This is a genomic window from Terrimonas ferruginea DSM 30193 (assembly GCF_000425585.1).
Classification (GTDB): domain Bacteria; phylum Bacteroidota; class Bacteroidia; order Chitinophagales; family Chitinophagaceae; genus Terrimonas; species Terrimonas ferruginea.
Genome location: NZ_KE384402.1, coordinates 4,204 through 24,601, shown reverse-complemented (window position 1 = coordinate 24,601; position 20,398 = coordinate 4,204). Strand labels below are relative to the sequence as shown.

General features: G+C 49.3%; 17 protein-coding genes, 1 tRNA gene and 1 riboswitch. Of the genes, 13 read left to right on the top strand and 5 right to left on the bottom strand.

The genetic code is table 11. The features are described 5' to 3' along the window. Nucleotides 1-36: 36 nt before the first annotated feature. A riboswitch (TPP riboswitch) is annotated at nucleotides 37-142 on the bottom strand. Between the two features lie 194 nt (nucleotides 143-336). From H608_RS0119215 to H608_RS23070, 6 genes are all read left to right on the top strand, one after another. Beyond that, a complete protein-coding gene (locus H608_RS0119215; RefSeq protein ID WP_028789106.1) occupies nucleotides 337-1,047 on the top strand; it encodes a head GIN domain-containing protein in 711 nt (236 codons plus the stop codon). A gap of 110 nt (nucleotides 1,048-1,157) precedes the next feature. Next, nucleotides 1,158-1,229: transfer RNA gene (locus tag H608_RS0119210), tRNA-Met, on the top strand. A gap of 215 nt (nucleotides 1,230-1,444) precedes the next feature. After that, entirely contained in the window at nucleotides 1,445-1,960 is a 516-nt protein-coding gene (locus tag H608_RS23905; protein ID WP_155990265.1) for a hypothetical protein, read from the top strand. Nucleotides 1,961-2,063: 103 nt separating this feature from the next. Next, the gene (gene era, locus H608_RS0119200; protein WP_028789104.1) at nucleotides 2,064-2,930 is read left to right on the top strand and encodes a GTPase Era; all 867 of its coding nucleotides are present in this window, start codon (nucleotides 2,064-2,066) and stop codon (nucleotides 2,928-2,930) included. A 33-nt stretch (nucleotides 2,931-2,963) separates the two neighbouring features. Beyond that, on the top strand, nucleotides 2,964-4,337 hold the full coding sequence (gene der, locus H608_RS0119195; RefSeq protein WP_028789103.1) for a ribosome biogenesis GTPase Der: 1,374 nt from the start codon (nucleotides 2,964-2,966) through the stop codon (nucleotides 4,335-4,337). Nucleotides 4,338-4,411: 74 nt separating this feature from the next. Next, nucleotides 4,412-4,654 (top strand): hypothetical protein, encoded by a 243-nt coding sequence (locus tag H608_RS23070; protein WP_038009202.1) that lies wholly within the window; start codon nucleotides 4,412-4,414, stop codon nucleotides 4,652-4,654. 669 nt (nucleotides 4,655-5,323) lie between these two features. Here H608_RS23070 and H608_RS23065 read toward each other — a convergent pair. From H608_RS23065 to mgtE, 3 genes are all read right to left on the bottom strand, one after another. Beyond that, entirely contained in the window at nucleotides 5,324-7,582 is a 2,259-nt protein-coding gene (locus tag H608_RS23065; RefSeq protein WP_051268506.1) for a DUF4954 family protein, read from the bottom strand. A 32-nt stretch (nucleotides 7,583-7,614) separates the two neighbouring features. Beyond that, entirely contained in the window at nucleotides 7,615-9,450 is a 1,836-nt protein-coding gene (gene glmS, locus H608_RS0119180) for a glutamine--fructose-6-phosphate transaminase (isomerizing) (RefSeq protein WP_028789102.1), read from the bottom strand. A 127-nt stretch (nucleotides 9,451-9,577) separates the two neighbouring features. Further along, a complete protein-coding gene (gene mgtE / locus H608_RS0119175; RefSeq protein WP_028789101.1) occupies nucleotides 9,578-10,972 on the bottom strand; it encodes a magnesium transporter in 1,395 nt (464 codons plus the stop codon). Between the two features lie 85 nt (nucleotides 10,973-11,057). On the opposite strand from mgtE, the gene H608_RS0119170 reads away from it, so the two are divergent. Further along, complete coding sequence (locus H608_RS0119170) at nucleotides 11,058-11,447, top strand: SET domain-containing protein (RefSeq protein WP_028789100.1); 390 nt, start codon at nucleotides 11,058-11,060, stop codon at nucleotides 11,445-11,447. Between the two features lie 54 nt (nucleotides 11,448-11,501). Here H608_RS0119170 and H608_RS0119165 read toward each other — a convergent pair whose 3' ends face one another. Together H608_RS0119165 and mutS are read right to left on the bottom strand one after the other, a co-directional pair. Then, nucleotides 11,502-12,101 carry a CHRD domain-containing protein gene (locus H608_RS0119165; protein WP_028789099.1) on the bottom strand — a complete coding sequence of 200 codons (600 nt, stop codon included), beginning with the start codon at nucleotides 12,099-12,101 and terminating at the stop codon, nucleotides 11,502-11,504. A gap of 77 nt (nucleotides 12,102-12,178) precedes the next feature. Further along, entirely contained in the window at nucleotides 12,179-14,803 is a 2,625-nt protein-coding gene (mutS, locus tag H608_RS0119160) for a DNA mismatch repair protein MutS (RefSeq protein ID WP_028789098.1), read from the bottom strand. Between the two features lie 71 nt (nucleotides 14,804-14,874). Between mutS and H608_RS0119155 the strand changes: the two genes are divergently transcribed. The 6 genes from H608_RS0119155 (at nucleotide 14,875) to H608_RS0119125 (ending at nucleotide 20,233) form a co-directional block, all read left to right on the top strand. Then, nucleotides 14,875-16,566, top strand: a complete 1,692-nt coding sequence (locus H608_RS0119155) for a DUF4139 domain-containing protein (protein WP_155990263.1) — start codon at nucleotides 14,875-14,877, stop codon at nucleotides 16,564-16,566. A gap of 139 nt (nucleotides 16,567-16,705) precedes the next feature. After that, nucleotides 16,706-17,236, top strand: coding sequence for an RNA methyltransferase (locus H608_RS0119145; protein WP_028789096.1), 531 nt, complete (start codon nucleotides 16,706-16,708; stop codon nucleotides 17,234-17,236). A gap of 31 nt (nucleotides 17,237-17,267) precedes the next feature. Next, entirely contained in the window at nucleotides 17,268-18,218 is a 951-nt protein-coding gene (locus tag H608_RS0119140; RefSeq protein ID WP_028789095.1) for a UbiA-like polyprenyltransferase, read from the top strand. Nucleotides 18,219-18,365: 147 nt separating this feature from the next. Next, nucleotides 18,366-18,779 carry a Holliday junction resolvase RuvX gene (ruvX, locus tag H608_RS0119135; RefSeq protein ID WP_028789094.1) on the top strand — a complete coding sequence of 138 codons (414 nt, stop codon included), beginning with the start codon at nucleotides 18,366-18,368 and terminating at the stop codon, nucleotides 18,777-18,779. Between the two features lie 59 nt (nucleotides 18,780-18,838). Beyond that, entirely contained in the window at nucleotides 18,839-19,417 is a 579-nt protein-coding gene (gene def / locus H608_RS0119130; RefSeq protein ID WP_028789093.1) for a peptide deformylase, read from the top strand. A 258-nt stretch (nucleotides 19,418-19,675) separates the two neighbouring features. After that, a complete protein-coding gene (locus H608_RS0119125) occupies nucleotides 19,676-20,233 on the top strand; it encodes a T9SS type A sorting domain-containing protein (protein WP_155990262.1) in 558 nt (185 codons plus the stop codon). The last annotated feature ends 165 nt before the right edge of the window (nucleotides 20,234-20,398 follow it).

The following is a 20,398-nucleotide window of genomic DNA, read 5'->3' as shown; positions in this document are numbered from 1 at the left end:
AATAATGAGAGGGAAATGCTGTAGTAGAAGAAAGGGACAGTAGTCAAACCTCCTCCCTGCGCAGGCATTACCCTGATCAGGTCTTACGGGTATTATCTCAGCCCCTCCGATGATTCATCGGGGGACACCCCGGGATCTGTGGCTGCGAAGGTAGGGAAATGTGCAAATATGTAAATGTGTAAATGTGAAAATTGGTTCCAGTCACATCTACACATGGCCCCCGCCTACGGCGGGGCACATTTTCACATTTAGCCGGGTGTACCAGGATTAAATTACTTCGCTTGCGCTGTAACTTTTCCTCCCCCGGTCCGTTACACATAAAAACAAGCACAGAAAATGAAGCATATTTTATCACTGCTGCTGGCTATGGTGCTGATTTCCAGCCCTGCACTGGCCCAACAAACGATCAACGACCCGAATGCTGAAATAAGAGCGGCAAAAGGTTTTCATGCCATTGAAGTATCCAACGCTTTCGATGTATACCTGACGCAAGGCAATGAAGAAGGTGTGGCGGTAAGTACAACCGATCAGCGCTATAAAGAAAATATCCAGGTGGAAGTAAAAGGGGGCGTACTGGTGATCCGTTATACCCACAAAGGGAAATGGGTAAATCAAAAACTCAAAGCCTATATTTCATTTAAGAATCTCGACCGGCTTACGATCAGCGGTGCCTGCGACGTATATGTACTGGGCACCTGGAAGCAGGATAATGTGAAAATAGACCTCAGTGGTGCCGCCAACCTGAAAGGTAAAGTGGACCTTGGAAAAGTAAAAGTAAACCTGTCCGGCGCTTCCGACATGAATCTTACGGGAGCGGCAGGTACACTCGCTGTAGAAGCAAGCGGTGCCAGCAATTTCAAAGGATATGAATTGAGCAGTGATTTCTGCAATGTAAATGCGAGCGGGGCAAGCGATGTAAAAATTACCGTGAATAAAGAATTTACGGCAGAAGCAAGCGGGGCAAGCGATATCCGTTACCGTGGTAATGCGGAAGTGCGTGAAATCCGCTCCAGTGGTGCCAGCAGCGTGCGCAGAAAAGATGGTTAAACAAGGGTGCACTATCCTCGATAGCAAACCGGGAAGTTGAAGAACTTCCCGGTTTTTTTTTATAATCTTTTGGCGGAGAACATAAAAGACCCTACATTTGCCATCCAAATCGCGAGGTAGAGCAGCGGTAGCTCGTCGGGCTCATAACCCGAAGGTCGGGAGTTCGATCCTCCCCCTCGCAACAGATAAGAGGTTGCATTTTTGCAACCTCTTTGTTTTTAATTAGTTATCCTCTTTCGTTTCTTTGCAAGCTGCATAACCCGGAACAAACCCGGTACAAAATGCGTGTTGATGCCCACAAAGGGGATTTTTCCGGTTTGCTTTTAAAATCCAGGTCGAACAGGTATTTTGGCCGATGATCCCGGAAGGGAATTCTTTAACCATCACAAAATTTCCTATGCAACCATTCGACAATCAGCTCAAAACGATCCTCGAAACCAAAGGCAGGATCGAAGCTATCAAGTACGTCAAGACCACCAACAAAGTATCGCTCAAAGAAGCCAAAGAGTATGTTGATTCCTTTGTAGCAGCCAATCCCGGCCTTGTTATCTCCAAAGGAAACAATACCGTCAGTGGTCTGATCGGACTGGCCATTATCGTTATCGTTATCTGGGTGGGATGTAATACCTGCTCTGGTGAGGAACCCAAGCCACTGACCCGCCAGGAGCGGGTGGAGAAGTTGTTTTCAGCCTGGGATGGCAGTTGCCCTGCTGTGAATGCCTGGATCAAGCAAAATATCAATGATCCGGACAGCTACAAACATATCGAAACGCGTTTCTGGGATCAGGGAGCGGAGATCGTAGTCAAAACGCAATTCTCGGCTAAAAATGGTTTCGGAGGCCGTGTACAGGCACTTTGCGAGGCAAAGATCGATTCAACCGGTAAGCTGCTTTCCGCCAATCTCGTACAATAAAGGCCGACTTTTTTCTTCGGCCCATAAAGAGTAATTTTGCACACCGGCGTTCCGGAAGGGATGCCGGTATTTTATTATAAGGAACTGTAAACCAGTTCATTTCATGAAAGCAGGATTTGTCAACATATTCGGCCGTCCCAACGCGGGAAAAAGCACGTTGCTCAACGCACTGATAGGCGAGAAGCTGGCGATCGTGTCGCCCAAAGTGCAGACCACCCGTCACCGCATCAAAGCGATCATGACGGAGGACGATTACCAGATCATTTTTTCCGATACCCCCGGGATCATCGAACCCAAATATAAACTGCACGAGAAGATGATGCAGGCGGTGAAGGGCGCATTGGAAGATGCCGATGTGGCCCTGCTGATCGCTGATGTGAACGAAGACCCCGCCTTGTCGCACGCCATCTTTTCAGCTTTGCGCCTGCGGGTACCGGCTATCGTGGTGTTGAACAAAACCGACAAAACGAACGTAGCCCGCGTGAAAGAGATAACGGAATTCTACACGCAGCAATCCTATTGCCGGTCGGTAGTAGCTATCAGTGCGGCGAAAGGTTTTGATGCGAACGCATTCCTGGCGCCGATTCTCGAATTGCTGCCGGAAGGAGACCCGTTTTATACCGAAGACGATATCAGCGACCTGCCGACCCGTTTTTTTGTAAGTGAAATGATCCGGGAAAAAGTGTACGAGCTTTTCTCCGATGAGCTGCCCTATCATACGGCCGTGCTCATCCGCGAGTTCAAAGAAAAGCAGACACTGGTAAAAATTGTAGCAGATATTATTGTACACCGTGAGACGCAGAAAGCGATCATCATCGGTGATAAAGGAAGCATGATCAAAAAGCTGGGCACGGAAGCGCGGAAAGATATCGAGGCGTTTATCCAGCAAAAGGTATTTCTGGAATTGTTTGTAAAAGTAAAACCGAAGTGGCGGGAGAATGACCTGCAACTGAAAGAATATGGTTACTAGACAGGCATTCCGTTTTTAAATTAAACAGGTATTATGAGTTTTACAGTAGCGATCGTCGGACGACCCAATGTGGGCAAGAGCACTTTCTTCAATCGTTTGATTGAACAACGGAAGGCCATTGTGGACGATGTAAGCGGAGTTACCCGCGATCGCCAATACGGCGTGGCCGATTGGAATGGCAAACAATTCAACGTTATCGATACCGGCGGTTTTGTGTCCGGAAGCGAAGACATCTTTGAAAAAGAAATTGCGAAGCAGGTATTGGTAGCCGTTGACGAAGCGAGTGCCATTATTTTTATGGTGGATGCACACACCGGTCTTACCGACCTCGACGAGGCTATGGCCCATGTATTGCGCCGCAGCACCAAACCGATCTTTCTGACGGTTAATAAGGTGGATAACACTGATCGTTTGCTCGAAGCATCTGAGTTTTATTCGCTCGGTTTCGAACATGTATTCTTTGTAGCGGCCGCCAGCGGCAGCGGTAGTGGCGAGATCCTCGATGCGCTGACCGAACTGATGCCCGATGTGCCTGTAATACCGGAAGAAGAAGTGCCTGTTGAATTTGATGAAGAAGGCAATCCCGTCGAAGCAAAAGAAGAAGTAAAAGAGCCGGAGATTCCGCGCTTTGCAATAATCGGTCAACCCAATGTAGGCAAATCCTCTTTGCTGAACGCATTGATCGGAGAGGAACGCACCATCGTAAGTGATATCGCCGGTACTACCCGTGATACCATTCACACGCACTATAAACTTTTTCAAAAAGAATTTATCCTGATCGATACGGCCGGTATCCGCCGCAAAAACAAAGTACACGAAGACCTGGAATTCTATTCCGTTATCCGCGCCATCAAAGCGCTGGATGAAGCCGACGTGTGCCTGTTGCTGCTCGATGCAGAAAAAGGGATTACCGCCCAGGACCTGAATATCTTCAGCCTGGCCGCCCGGAAAGGCAAAGGCGTGGTAGTGTTGGTAAATAAATGGGACCTGGTTGCCAACAAAGAAACCAACACCGCCCGTGATTACGAACGTGTGTTAAAAGAGAAGCTGGCACCGTTCACAGATGTGCCTATTCTGTTCATTTCCGCCAAAGAAAAAACGCGCATATTCAAAGCGGTGGAAGTAGCGCTGGATGTGGTGGAGAAACGTCGCCGCAGGCTGCCGACTTCCAAGCTTAATGATGTGATGCTCAAGGCTGTACAAAATTATCATGCGCCGGTTGTACGAGGGCATGCCATCAAGATAAAGTTCGTAACGCAACTGCCTACCGCGGTGCCTTCATTCGCCTTTTTCTGCAACTTCCCGGACGATATCAAACAGCCTTATAAGAACTACCTGGAGAACCAACTGCGCCAGCAATTTGACTTTACGGGGGTGCCGGTAAGATTATTTTTCCGTAAAAAATAGGGTATGGGGAAAAGAGATATTTGCAGAAATCAAAACGGCGAGTATTTTTGCCTCCTCAAAAATTAAAACCACAAATGAAAAAAGTATTCGCTATCGCGTTCATCGCAGTTGCTTTCGCAGCTTGCAACAACGAAGCTGAAAACAAAGTAAGCGCTGAAGATTCTGTACGCATCGCTGATTCTGTAGCTCGCGTACAAGCTGACAGCATTGCTGCTGCTCAGAAAATGGCTGCTGACACCCTGAACAACAAGGTTGACAGCGCTAACCAAAAACTCGACTCTCTGAAAATGAAAGTTGACAGCGCAAAGGCTAAATAATTTTTTGCTATGTTTTTTACGAATCCCTCACAGTAATGTGGGGGATTTTTTGTGAATCGTCGTTGGTGAATCGTCAGTCGTCAATGGTGAATCGTCAGTCGTCAATGGTGAATCGTGAATGGATTTCCCTGGTTCGTTTACACACGAACCAAGGGAGAGTTTACTCTCTTTAGTTAGCGCCCTTGTTGTTCTCCCGACCAACAAGCAAGCGCGAGGTTTCTTTGACAGGTTAAGGTCAACTTCGTACCGGACTCAGGGATGAGCAGGTCCGTTGGTCTGGAGGCCAACGGAGGGGTGATGCCGGATTGAAAGGTTTTAAAATCCTCCGAACAGTTGTGGTATGTACATGAACCAGGGAGATTTTAGCGCCCTTGTTGTTCTCCCGACCAACAAGCAAGCGCTAGGTTTCTTTGACAGGTTAAGGTCAACTTCGTACCGGACTCAGGGATGAGCAGGTCCGTTGGTCTGGAGGCCAACGGAGGGGTGATGCCGGATTGAAAGGGTTTAAAATCTTGCGAGCAGTCGTGGTGTATACGAACCAGGGAGAATTTACTCAATACTTGTAACTTAAAACTTAATACTTAAAACTCCTCACTCTTTTTTGATTTTTTGACTATATTAGCAGGCACAATACCGAAATAAACGATTTTTCTATCTATACGCCACATGCTAATTGCTTACTGACCCCTCCTTACGGAGGGTTTTTTTATGCCCTTTTGTTTTGGACGGGGCATACAGTTGCTGCAATTGCGCAATCTCTTTGCGGAATTTTTCCTGTTCCTCTTGTTGCTGAAGAATAAAACTGTTGTCCTTCAGCGCACCGATCACTTTCTCCATTTCCTTTTCGGTCTCATACACCATTTTACGGAATGGATTGGCGTAGTCTTTCGCGCGGGAAGTGTAAATGTTCTCCGTCATCCATTCGCGCGTCTGCAAAGCCTGTGAAAGCAGGCCCGCAAACACTGCTGGTGTAAAGGCTGAAGAAGAAAGTGCCAGCCACTCACGCAGAGCGGCAAATGCATGGCCGCGTTTGTTATGAATATATTGGTCGCCTTCGAGGCGGTAAAACTCATGGATCTCGCTCCACTGATCCACTTCTCCGGTTTTGATCTTTTCGATCAATTGCTGCACCGCAGAACGCGCGATCAGTTGTCCACCTACATTGAGCCAGGGTTCGCGGTCAGGTGCAGCAAAGAAGTAATCACGCACAGTGTTGAAGTCTTCCGGTTTTTCTTCGCGGATATATCCCATCAGCTGCGACACACCATGATAAATGATGAGCTCTTTGAAAATGCGGTAGGCTTCCGCCACTTTCAGTAATACAACCGGACGTTTTGTATTTTCAAAACCGTCTGCCATTATTTCGAGGCCTGCTACTTTTTCAGGCGCTTCTTCCAATAGTTCTTTGCCCTTTCGACGGCATTGTTCCGCTGTTGCTTTCTTCTCCTTTTGCCGGAAAAATGCTTTGCCGGTTGCTTCGCAAAAAATAGCCAGGGCATCAAACAGTTCATTAACGCTGTCAGGCGCCAGGAAATCATATTCCAGGTGCTGCGTTTTCTGAATGCGGTTGTCGCGGGAGAGATATTTTCCTTCATTCCGCGCCAGCGCATACATGTTGTACATAAACCAGTACGCGGGCATGATCGTGAGCCGGTCGCGGCTTACATCGTTGCTGATAAGCGAGAAAGGAATGGGGATGGAAAGCTCTGCAGGGAAATCGCCTTTGGCGATCAGGGTAAAACAAGCGAAACGTGAATTGTGTTTGAGACTCACGCAGAGACCGGGCCAGAAGCCACGGCCGGCAACAATCTCGCCGTCTGCACCTCTTGAGTTATGATTGGAACCGATCGTGGCACCGGCCGCCATATTGCTTTGTCCGCCCAATAAAGCGGCACAGAGAAAAGAGTTGTTGTGGTGTTGCTCATGCGCCGGGAAGATCAGTGAGTTCAGCACCTCACAGCAGGAGATCGTTGAGTTGTCACCGAGGAACGAGTTGATCAGCCGCGCGCCGTATTTGAGTTGGGAAAAGGAACCCATGATAAAGCGCACTGCTTTTACACCGTAGAACGCCCGGCATCCATAACCGATAATGCCGTTGACCAGTTCGCAGCCTTCTCCGATCTGTGAGCGCGCTTCCGCAGAGGAGTTGATCGTGAGGTTTTTTAGTTTGTTGGCGCCTTTGATATAGGCATCGCTGCCGATGAGTACGTCTTTGATGATGCGGGTATTTTTTATAACCGTGCGGTCGCCGATGGTGGCATATCGTCCGCGTACATCGTCGAAGCGTTTTTCGGTCAGTTCCTTGAATCGTTGCATCAATGTTTCGTCATCGCGGTGACGCGTCCAAAGCCAGGCATCTCCGGCTTCCATTCCATCAAAGGGTAATACGCTGCGGCCTGCATTTTCATTGCAGAGCTCGAGCCATATACGGATGTTTTCTTTTTCCCCTTTTTTGAGAATGCCGTTGCCGTATTTACTGTGCGAGGTGCAGGCGAGTTCGTTGATGTTAACGAGTATTACATCATTGCCAACGATATAGTGACTGAGAAAGTTGACATTATCGATAGCCGCATAATCACCGATATCGCTGCTGATGATGGTGCTGTTGTATAAGCCGACCGGTAGTTTCAGGCTGTGGTATTCTACAGAATAAGGTTCCAGTTTACCAATGCGCACCAGGCCGAAGAATTTACAGTTGCGGATGAGTGATACGTCGGTACCGGGTGTGATCAGCACATGCTCCCAGTTATCGGAACTGTTGCCGGCTGCTGTCAGTTGATTGATTTGTTTTTCCGTAAGCGCCTTATAATCTTTTCGCGGATTCTGTTTGAAGCGCAGGTAATATTCATCTTTTCCCTTTGGAATATATTCCGCAGGAATAAAGTTGTAGCCGAGCTCAGCGAGCGGTTTTCTGATAATTGTGTTCATAGATAAGATGAGGACAGCGTTTGGCTGCGGTGTTATTCTACCGTTACAGACTTGGCAAGGTTGCGGGGTTTGTCTACATCCAGTCCTTTGGAAACTCCGATATAATAAGCCAGCAATTGCAGCGGAATAACACTGAGAATCGGTGCCACGATCTCATCAGCTTCGGGAATGATCATCACGTCCAGCGACAACGACGCGGAGTGTTCGTCGCCTTCCGTGATCACGGAGATGACCTGCCCTTTGCGCGCGCGGATCTCCTGCATATTGCTCACCACTTTTTCGTGATAGGGGTCTTTGGTGGCAATGAATACGACAGGCAGATTTTCGTCCACCAGTGCGATAGGGCCGTGCTTCATTTCTGCAGCAGGATATCCTTCGGCATGGATGTAAGAGATCTCTTTCAGCTTGAGTGCGCCCTCGAGTGCCACGGCAAAATTGTAACCTCTGCCGAGATACAGGAAGTCACGGGCATCTTTGTATTTTTCTGCAATCGCTTTTATTTTTTCATGTTGTTGCAGTACCCAGGCTGCCTTCTCCGGCAGCTCGTTGAGTTCGTTCAGCAGCCGCAGATAGCGTTGTTGGGGAATGGTGCCTTTCATATAGCCAACCTTCAGCGCAATCATGGTGAGCACGCTTAGTTGTGCGGTAAAGGCTTTGGTGCTTGCCACGCCGATCTCGGGTCCTGCGTGTGTGTAAGCACCGCCATGCGATGTGCGGGCAATGGAGGAGCCTACCACGTTTACCACGCCAAGTATAATGGCGCCTTTTTCCTTCGCGGTCTCGATCGCCACCAGGGTGTCTGCCGTTTCACCACTTTGTGAAATAGCAATGATCACGTCTCCCGGATTGATCACCGGATTGCGGTAACGGAATTCCGATGCGTATTCCACTTCCACGTTGATGCGGCAAAGCTCTTCGAAAATATATTCTGCTACCAGTCCTGCATGCCAGCTGGTGCCACAGGCTACCATGATGATGCGGTTGGTTTGCATGATTTGTTCGGCATATTGCTGAATGCCGCTCATGGTGATGGTGCCGGCTACGGCGTCGAGTCTTCCGCGAAGGCAGTCATTGATGGTCTGCGGTTGTTCAAATATTTCTTTGAGCATGAAATGTTCGTAGCCGCCTTTTTCAATGGAGGCCAGTTCCAGATCAAGTTTCTGTACGTAGGGAGTGAGTTTCTCGTTGCCCAGGTTTTTCAGGATCAGTTCATCGGGCTTGATAATGGCCAGCTCGTAATCGTTTACATACACCACTTCTTTGGTGTATTCGAGCATGGGTGAAGCATCTGAGCCGAGAAAGTGTTCGCCTTTGCCCACGCCGATCACGAGCGGGCTTCCTTTGCGTGCCGCGATGATAGTATCGGGGTTTTCTGCATCGAGCAGGAGGATTACGTAAGCACCCACCACACGTTTGAGGGCGATACGGATGGCTTCTTCCAGTGAGCAATCATTCTTTACGAGGATTTCTTCGATGAAGTTGAGCAGTACCTCGGTATCGGTATCGCTTTTAAACTCGTAGCCTTTTTTTACCAGTTCGCTTTTGAGTTGTGCGTAGTTTTCAATGATACCGTTGTGGATCATGGCCAGTCGCCCGCTGGCCGACTGATGCGGATGGGCATTGCGGTCGTTGGGCTCGCCATGCGTGGCCCAGCGTGTGTGTCCGATGCCGACATGGGCGTGCACATTTTTCCCGGCGATGGAATCTTCGAGATCGGCTACTTTGCCTTTTTTCTTATAGACATGTAGTCCGCCGTTTTGCAATGCCACGCCGGCGCTGTCATAACCGCGGTACTCCAATCGTTTGAGTCCTTTTACAATTATCGGGTAAGCTTCTCTTGGTCCTGTATATCCAACAATTCCACACATATAAGGGTGTTTAGATCATGCGTTTAAAGTGAGCAAAGATAAGTATTTCCCCGCGGTTGCGGATTTGTGCGGCCGCCTCGTGGAAAACCGGTGTAAATAATGCGCCCGGGCGCAAATAAACGGGTGATCAGAGGAGGCTGCCGGTCAGTAAAAGGTACGCAACGGAAAAATAAATAACAAGTCCGGTGACGTCGACCAGGGTGGCGACAAAAGGTGCGGAGCTCACAGCAGGGTCGGCACCGAGGCGCTTCAGGACCATCGGCAGCATGCTGCCTGACAGGGTGCCCCACAAAACCACGCCCAGCAAGGTGATGCCGACGGTAAGCCCGATTGGCAGCCAATGTTCGCCGTAAAGATTGGGCGCGAAGGAATGCCAGAGGAAAATGCGGACGAAGCCGATAATACCCAGCAGGGTTCCGAGCAGCAGTCCTGACACGATCTCGCGGCGCAGCACTCTCCACCATTCTTTGATGGTGATTTCCCCAACGGCCATTGCCTGGATAATAAGCGTGGAAGCCTGCGAGCCGCTGTTGCCGCCGCTGGAAATGATCAGCGGCACGAAAAGCGCGAGCACTACCGCTTTCTGGATCTCTTCTTCAAAATAGGCCATGGCGGTTGCGGTCAGCATTTCACCCAGGAAAAGGATCACGAGCCAGATGGCGCGTTTGCGGAACAACTGGAAGATCGGCATCTCGAGGTAGGGTTGTTCCAGCGCCGCCGTACCACCCATTTTCTGCATGTCCTCGCTGAACTCTTCACTGGCTACCCAGAGCATGTCGTCGATGGTAACGATGCCCAGCAGTTTGTTGCTGCTGCTGACCACGGGCAATGCCACGCGGTTATTCATTTTAAACACTTCACTGGCTGTTTCCTGGTCATCGTCGGGGCGCAGGGCCACAAAACGGCCGTCCATCAGTTCGGATACTTTTTTATCCGGGCTGTTGAGGATGAATTCCTGGATGCGGATATCATCCAGCAGTTCGCCTTTTTTATTGATAACGTAAATAACGTTGATGGTTTCACTGTCTTTGCCGTATTTGCGGATGGTGGCAAACACTTCCTCGATGGTATTATCGGAATATACGTATACGTAATCGGGCGTCATCAGGCGGCCGATACTGTTTTCGGGGTAGCCGAGCAGCGACAGGGTGATCTTTCTTTCCTGGGGGTCGAGCAGTTTGATCAGTTCACGCACGGCATTGCTGGGCAGTTCTTCCAGGAAGTCGGTGCGGTCATCCGCGGGGAGTTCGTTGAGCAGGGAGGCGATGGTGTTGGGCGGGAGGTTCTGGATAATCCGCTTCTGCGTGGGAAATTCCAGTATCTTGAACACGCTGGCCGCGCGGTGTGTGAGCATATTGGCGATGATGCTGCTCTCGTAGTCGGGAAATTCGTACACGAGGTCCGCCACATCACTGATGTTCTGGTGATTCAGAAAATCCCTGATCTGCAATTTGTCTTCCGTTTGTATAACGGCTTCAAATTGTTCCTGCAGGGTGCTATGCATTGTCTGATCTTCTGCCATGCGTCAAATTTACAAAGATCATGCAAGGGTACAGATGAAGAATTCGTGACCGCCACTTTTTATTTTTGCCGGATAACCGTTTACCATGGTCTTACCTTTTTTATATATCGCTGAATCGCCCGGCCGGGGCAGAGGCGTTTACACGCGCGAAGCCATTTCCGCAGGTACGCTTATTGAATCCTCACCGGTGATCGTAATGAGAGCACGCGAACGGGAATTGCTCGATCAGACCCTCCTGCACGATTATATTTTTGAATGGGAAGGCGATAACGGTGCCTGCTGCATGGCACTTGGCTGGCTCGCAGTTTATAATCATGCTTACAAGGCCAATTGCGAGTATGAAATGAATTACGACAATGATACCATGTCAATACGTACGGTGCGGGATATAGCAGAAGGAGAAGAGTTATTTACCAATTACAATGGCGACTGGAACGATGAAAAGCCCGTGTGGTTTGATGTGAGCCAGGCATAAAAAAAACGTCCAACCCGGAGGCTGGACGCTTATATAAAGTTGCAAATATCGGGATTAATTTACTTTCAACTGTGCGCGGATTTCACCGTACCAGCGGTAGAACAGGTTGGCAGGAGCCGTTCCGGGCAAAATTGTTTTAGAGTGAATGGTGATGAAGTACAGTCCGTTCATCAGGTCTACTTCCTTGAATTTAACACCGTCGATCAGGATGGTGCCTGTATAAGAACCTGTAGCCGGGAGTTTTTTGGTAGAAACGAACTGGCTGGTATTGGCCGAAGTCAGCAGTGTGCCGGTAACTTGTTGCAATACATTGTAAGGAGTGGTGGTGTCGGCGGTGGCCGCAGCAGGTGCATAGCCCGCGCGGAATGCTCCATAACCAACAGGGGCAGGGCCGCTGATACGGATGGCCATTACACTGTCAGACAATCCTGACCAGGAAAGTGAATAGGTCAGCAGTTTTGTACGCTTGCTATAGCTTGCCGTCAGTTTGCCGGTACCACTTGAAGGTGAAGCCTGGGGAGACACCTGGGCGCCGGTCACCGGCAGGTCGTTTTTAACGTATTCGGTTCCATTCTCGTTATACTCTTTTTCGCAGGAAGAAGCCAGTATGCAGCAGAAAAGAAGGGGTAAAGCAGATAGTTTAATAAGCTTCATGTTAACTTGGTTTGAAGTAAAAATAAGAACTTTTTGCATTGGACCTAATCCGGGTGGCTGATTTTCATTTTTCAGCGCTATTTTATCCGTTCCCTGATCTCCTGCAATTTTAGCAGGGCTTCCACCGGCGTTAAACGGTTGATATCGATATTCTGCAGCAAATCCCTGATTTCCTCAAAGGTCTGGCTGTGCGCGTCGAAGATCGATAGTTGCATTTTAGGCGTATTCAGTTGTCTTACCTTGCCTTCGAGCGAGCCGCCCGCTGTTTCCTCACCATCATTTACGTGCTGGCTTTCGAGTTGTACCAGTATTTCATTTGCCCGCTGGATCAGTGAAGGCGGCATGCCGGCCATTTTAGCTACATGGATACCGAAACTGTGGGTGCTGCCTCCGCGGGCCAGTTTACGCAGGAAAATGATTTTGTTGCCGGATTCTTTATTGGTGATATGGTAATTCTTTACGCGTCCCAGCTTTTCTTCCAGTTCATTGAGCTCGTGGTAGTGCGTGGCAAAAAGCGTTTTGGGCTGATGCGGGGAATTGTGCAGGTGTTCGGCAATGCTCCAGGCGATGGAAATGCCATCATAGGTAGAGGTGCCGCGGCCGATCTCATCGAGCAGGATGAGGCTGCGCGCGGTCATGTTGTTGATGATGCTTGCCGTTTCGTTCATTTCCACCATAAAGGTCGATTCGCCGCCGCTGAGATTGTCGGAGGCGCCTACGCGGGTAAATATTTTATCCGTCAAAGAAATATGGGCTTCCGCAGCGGGTACAAATGATCCCATGTGTGCCATCAATGTCACCAGGGCGGCCTGTCGCAGCAAAGCAGATTTACCGCTCATGTTGGGACCGGTGAGAATGATGATCTGCTGATCTGTCTTGTCGAGTGTGATGTCGTTGCTGATATAACTTTCGCCGGGAGGCAGGTGCCGTTCGATTACGGGGTGGCGGCAATCTTTCAATTGCCAGTCGTCGCCCTCGTGCAATAAAGGTTTTTTATATTGGAATTGAATGGCATTGAAGGCGAAACAGCAAAGGCAATCGAGGATGGCCGCCAGTTGGCCATTGGTCTGGATGGGTGCGAGGTAATCGAACAAATCATTGACGAGTTGTTCATAACGCTGTAATTCCAGTTGAAGGATCTTTTCTTCGGCGCCGGTGATCGTTTCTTCGTATTCCTTCAATTCGGGCGTGATATAGCGCTCTGCGTTGGCGAGCGTTTGCTTGCGCATCCATTCGGCCGGCACTTTGGATTTATGGGAATTGGTTACTTCGAGGTAATAACCAAATACATTGTTGAATCCGATTTTGAGCGAATGGATGCCGGTGCGGTCGGCTTCCTGCTGCTGCAATTGGGCGAGGTATTCCTTGCCGTTCTGCGAAATCTGGCGGAGTTTGTCAAGTTCGGGATCAACGCCGTTATTAATAAAACCGCCTTTGATGGCCAGTGCCGGCGGATTTTCCATAATCTCTGTAACAATCTTTTCAGCGATGGCGGGGCAGGGATCGAGTGAAGCGGCGATCCTGAGCAGGTACTCCTGGCCGCTGGCTTCGCATTTTTCTTTGATCTCTTTTACCTGTTGCAGCCCTCTGGCGAGTTGTAATACCTCGCGCGGATTGATCTTGCGCAATGGGATTTTGGAAACAAGCCGTTCGATGTCGCCGCACTGGCGGATCGCGTGCTGCAGCTCGTTGCGGAGATCCGTTTCCTTAATAAAAAATTCTACCAGATCAAGGCGTTGATTGATCTTTTGCAGGTCTTTCAACGGAAATACGATCCAGCGACGGAGCAGTCGCGCACCCATGGGCGACACGGTGTTGTCGAGTACGCCCAATAAAGTATGTCCCGCGTCGGGGCCGCTGCCGATCAGCTCCAGGTTGCGGATGGTGAACCGGTCCATCCAGAGAAAATCTTCGCGGCTGAGTTGCTGGAGCGAAGTGATGTGTTGCAGGTTGGGATGTTCGGTATCGCGGAGGTAATGAATGATGGCGCCGGCGGCAATGATGCCATTGCGCAGGTCATCCACCCCAAAACCTTTGAGGGAATGTGTCTGGAAATGTTTGAGCAGCGTATCCGTAGCGTAGGTATGATCAAAAATCCATTCGTCGAGCGTATAGGTGTACATTTTTCCACCAAAAAACTCCCGGAATTTCTTCTGGTGCTGGCGTTGATAAACGATCTCCGCGGGTTTGAAGCTCTGCAATAGTTTATCGGCATATTCCCGGTCGCCTTCGGCGAGAAAGAATTCGCCGGTGGAAATATCCAGGAAGGCGAGGCCGAAGCGGTCGTCCTGTTCGATGTGCAGGGCGGCTAGGAAGTTGTTGCTATTGTGCTCAAGCAATTTGTCGTTCACCGCCGTGCCGGGCGTGATCATGTCGGTTACGCCTCTTTTAACAACTCCTTTGGCCGTTTTGGGATCTTCCAGCTGGTCGCAGATGGCTACGCGGTAGCCGGCCTTGACCAATTTATGTAAATAGGTATCGAGTGCATGATGCGGGAAACCGGCCAGTTCCAGCGAGGAAGCGGCGCCATTGTTCCGTTTGGTAAGGGTAATGCCCAGTACGCCGGACGCTATAACGGCGTCCTGTCCGAATGTTTCATAAAAATCACCCACACGAAAAAGCAGGACGGCATCCGGGTATTTCTGTTTGATAGCCCGGTGCTGCTGCATCATGGGAGTTTCTTCTGTCTTGCTTTTGGCCATGGCGGCAAAAATAAGGAATGGCCTTTATGTAAGATGAGCCGCCGGTGCATCTGGGTATAAAATGGATTAATATGCGGAAAATTTTGTTTTTGATGGGATGGGTAGCCGGCACTGTCGCTAACGCCCAGGATACAGCGCGCGCAGAGGCCGCTGTTTCAAGTGCAACGGTTTATTTTGGCTACGGTGCGGAACTGACGCATCAGTCGAAAGTGACGATAACGGCTAATACCCGCACCATCGTGATCGGGCAACTGGCCACCAGCATCGATATAAACAGTTTGCAGATCAGTTGCCCGGAAGACGTGGCCCTGTTATCACATAAATATTCGGTGTACACACCGGAATTGCCTCCGCTGGTCAAAACACCGGAATACCGGAAGATAGAAGACAGTATAACAGCGATTCAACAGGACAACAGCCGTATCCAAAACCAGATCAGCATTCAGCGGGAGATACTCGAAAAAACAGGCAAACTGATCGAAACCATGGTAAGTGTGGGTGGCAACAAACCCGTGACCAGCGAGGATGTGCTCAAACTGGTCGAATACTACAACGCAAAAATTGAAAAAGCGAAGAACAGCATTTACCAATACGAGCAGACGATTATTGCCTCCAACCGCCGTGTGAGTGAATTGCAGGTTCGTTTAAATGAATTGCAGCAACTGGCCCCGAAACGTGCTCCCTCGTACGGACAAATCATTTTGCAGGTGATCAGCAAACGATCCGGGGAAATACCTGTTGCACTTTCCTATTACACCAATAATGCGGGATGGACGCCGGTATATGATATCCGGGTAAATTCAAAGACCAACAAAGTGAAACTGGTATACAAGGCTGCGCTTACCCAGACGACCGGTATATTCTGGAAAAAAACAAAACTCACACTGAGCACCGGCACGCCGAGTTTTGGCACCAATGCACCAGTGCTGGCTCCCTGGTTCCTGCAGATATATGTACCCGGTATTTATACAGACCTGCAGCGTCGTGCGGCGGTGGGCAATGCCACCCGGAATGTGGTGCAATCTTATGGAGATGATAAAGTATTATCGGAAGTGGTAGTAAGAGGGCAATCGAGTAACTATGAGTTTAAAAAAACAGCAGACACCATCGATCCGAGTACGCTGCAGTCTTACACAACGCTTAATGAAGGTCAGCTTAATACGAATTTCGAAATCGATCTTCCCTATGATATTGAAAGCGATGGCCAGTTGCACAGCGTGTCGATCAAAGACGAAGAGATCACCTGTTTGTTAAAAAACTACGCAGTGCCCCGTGCAGACAAAGAAGCTTACCTGATGGCCGAGATCGCCAACTGGCAGAATCTTGATCTGCTGCCTGGCGATGCCAATATCATCATGGACGAAACCTATGTAGGCAAATCGGTAATCGATCCCAACACAACTGCGGATACCTTGAACCTGTCATTGGGCAAAGACAAACGTATAGCGGTAAAAAGATCATTGGTAAAAGAATTGAGCAGCCTGAAAACAAGCGGCCGCGATACGAAGCAGACCTTTACCTATGAGATCATTGTGAAGAACAATAAACTCACCGATGTGAACCTCTTGCTGAAAGATCAGTATCCGCTGAGTACGATTAAGGAAGTGGAAGTGAAGCTCGAGGACGATGGCAATGCGGCGGTGAACGAAGAGACGGGTGTACTCACCTGGAAAATCGATCTGAAACCCGGGGAAAGTAGACGTGTACGGTTTACCTATACGGTGAAATATCCGAAGGACAAGAAGATTGTTAATTTGAAATGACAAAAAAGCCCCGCACGCGGGGCTTTTTTAATGTGAAAATGTGCCATTCGGAATGTGTAAATGTGGAAATGGCTGAGGCTATTTTTTTCATTTTCACATTTCCATATTTACACATTTGCACATTCTGTATTTTCGCGGGATGCGAAAATTGTCAATGGACGAATTGGGCCGGATGTCGCCGGAAGAATTCAGGCAGGCTTCGAAAATTCCGGTAGTGGTGGTACTCGAAAATATCCGGAGCGCCTATAATGTGGGAAGTGTATTCAGAACCTGTGATGCGTTTCTGATCGAAGCCATTTACCTGATCGGGTATACCGGTTGTCCCCCTCATAAAGAAATACGCAAAACCGCGCTGGGTGCGGAGGAAACCGTAACCTGGAAACATTTCGCACGCAGCTCCGAGGCAATCGCAGAACTGAAAGCGGCGGGGTACCGTGTATTTGCGGTGGAGCAGGCGGAGAATAGTATTGCGCTTCACAAGACCGGATCGCTGACCGAAGCGCCGCTGGCCGTGATATTCGGCAACGAGGTGACGGGCGTGGAGCAGGCGACCATTGGCGAATGTGAAGGATGTATTGAAATTCCGCAATTGGGCATGAAACATTCCCTCAATATTGCCACGGCCGCCGGGGTGGTATTATGGGAGCTTGTGCGCAACCGCCTCCGCTAAATCGCATTATCAATAGCGCTAACTTTGCCGCATGTCCACAACGAGCCGTTATCTCAGCCTGATTAAATTTTCCCACACCATTTTTGCCATGCCTTTTGCGCTGATCGGGTTTTTCCTGGGCATCAGTCTCACAGGCAGGGAACTGTTTACGGCTTCGGGGGGATTGTTATACACGCCGGATTCATTGCTGGGCCAGTTGGAGGCAGGTGCCGCACCCTGGCTGGTGGCAAAATACCTGGGATTGGTGATTTTATGTATGGTGTTCGCGCGCAGCGCGGCCATGGCTTTCAACCGCTACCTCGATCGGGAATTTGATGCCAAAAATCCGCGTACGGCGGTACGTGAAATACCCGCCGGCGCATTGAAGGCATCGCATGTGGGATGGTTTACGTTGATCAGCAGCCTGCTGTTTATCGCCTGTACATTTTTTATTAACCGGTTATGTTTTTTTCTCTCGCCTGTTGCGCTTGCCGTGATACTGGGGTATAGTTATACGAAACGTTTTACGCCGCTTTGCCACCTGATACTCGGCATCGGATTGTCGCTGGCACCGATCGGGGCCTACCTGGCGGTGACCGGTCAATTTGCTTTGCTGCCCCTGTTGTTTTCTTTTGCCGTGATCTGTTGGGTAAGTGGTTTTGATATTATTTACGCCTTACAGGACGAAGAATTTGACCGTTCGCAGCGATTGTATTCCATTCCGTCGTGGTTGGGTAAAGCACGTGCCTTGCGCGTGTCGGAACTGTTGCACGGTATCAGTGCGGGTTGTGTGATCGCGGCAGGCTATTATGGTCATTTCGGATGGCTGTACTGGACAGGGTTTGTGGTGTTTGCCGGCATGCTCGTTTACCAGCATTCCATCGTCAAACCCACTGATCTGCGTCGTGTTAACCTGGCATTTATGACGGCGAATGGCATCGCTTCGGTGGTGTTTGCGGTGTTTGTGATTGCGGATTTGTGGTTTAGAAATCGTGAATGGTGAATGGTGAATCGTCAATCGTCAATCGTGAATGGTGAATAGGGAATAGTGAATGAGTGACCTTGGTTCGTGTATACAAGAACCGACAACCGGCTCTTCTGCCTCCAACCTAAGACTTAAAACTTATTACTTAAAACTAACTACTCAAAGATGGCTCGCATAATGGCATTGGATTACGGAATGAAGCGCACCGGCATCGCCGTTACGGACCCATTGAAGATCATTGCCACGGGATTGGCAACGGTGGATACTCCTAAACTGACCGACTACCTGAAAGACTACCTGCAGCGCGAACAGGTGGAACGCGTGCTCATCGGCTATCCGCTCAACCTCGACGATACGCATACGCATGCCACACCGCTGGTAGATAAATTTATAGAAACGTTTACAAAACTATATCCGGCCATGCCCATTGAGAAGGTAGACGAACGGTTTACTTCCAAAATGGCCAAAACTGCCATGCTCGAAATGGGCTTGCGCAAAAAACAGCGCCGCGATAAGGCATTGGTAGATGAGATAGCGGCTACCATCATGCTGCAGGATTATCTCCGCAATCATTACTGACCTTTGCCGGTAAGCCCGGAATCTTTACCTTTGCAGCTTCGCAAAGAAGCAAACGATCCATGATTTTATCCATTGTAGCATACGGGCATCCCGTTCTGAGAAAAGTAGCCAGCGACATCAGCGCCGATTATCCCGGTCTCGATAAACTGATCGAAGACATGTGGGAAACCATGTATGCCAGCAATGGGGTAGGGCTCGCCGCACCGCAGATCAACCGCGATATACGCCTCTTTGTGGTAGATACCGCCCAGATGTTCGACAACATGGACGAAGACGAAAAAGCAGAATACCCCGGCGATGCGGGCCTCAAAGCGGTATTCATCAACGCACACATTGTGGAACTGAGCGGAGATAAATGGTCTTACAACGAAGGCTGTCTCAGCATTCCTAAAATCCGCGAAGACGTAAACCGCGAAGAATCCGTGACTCTCGATTACCTTGACGAACAATTCCAGCCTCATCAAAAAACATTCACCGGCCTCACCGCCCGCGTGATCCTTCATGAATATGATCACATCGATGGTAAATTATTCATCGATCACCTCTCTCCGCTTAAACGCAAACTCATGAAAGGCAAACTTACCGACATCTCCAAAGGAAAGATCCGCGTGGATTATAAGATGACTTTTCCCGGCTAGACTGATTTGACAAGTTGGAAATTTGAGGATTTGATAATCTCAGTATGTCAGCTTTCAAATTTTCAAATCATCAAATTCTCCAACTAGCACTTTTACCGCTTCGTAGTATTTTTTCTTTAAAAAATAAGTGAAAAATCACATAAATGGGGTATTGCTGCACCCTTAAGACCCCGTATTTTTGCTCCAGCCATTACCTCGTAGCCATGCCTGTTCACAGGCAGGAATTAACCATACCATTTAACCAATAAACCCGTCTCGATGAGGAAACCTCTACTTTCCTTCCTGGCAACATTTCTTGCCATGTCCCTTTGTTATGCCCAGTCGGTCACTCCCGCTACATTCAACGTTGCCGGAGGTAGTTACGACAACCCTTCATCTTATCACCGTTTCGAATGGAGTTTTGGAGAGATGCTGGCGATCTCCACGATCAAACCAGCCGACAGCGCCGTGATCGTTACGCAGGGTGTTTTACAACCCTGCACCGACAAGATCGGCAATTCTCCAATGACATTGTTGTTCGAAAAAGGTGATTACCGTTTGTTCCCCAACCCCACCACAGGGAAGTTCGAAGTGAGCTTTTTTGTGCGTGAGACCGGGCGCATGTCGCTGCAACTGGTGGATGCCACCGGTCGTGTACTGGAAAAGCGAAGCTACCAGTACAACGGCTGCTGCCGCATCGACCTGTTTGACCTGAGTGCGCGTCCCGATGGGTTGTACTTCGTGATCGCCGATCTGAAGCCCGACCGTGTACGTCCGGGCGACAACATCGAAGTGATCCGCCACAGCGGTCTGAAAGTTTTGAAGATGTCTAACTGATCCAACCATTAACCTAACACTAATCACGAAAACAATGAAAAGAAGTTATTTGCTGCTGCTCGCTTTGTTGTGCGCAGCTTACACCAGCGTATTTGGGCAGGCACCTGCGCTGTTCAATTACCAGGGCGTTGCCCGCAACCCCGTTGGCAACGTACTGGCCAACAA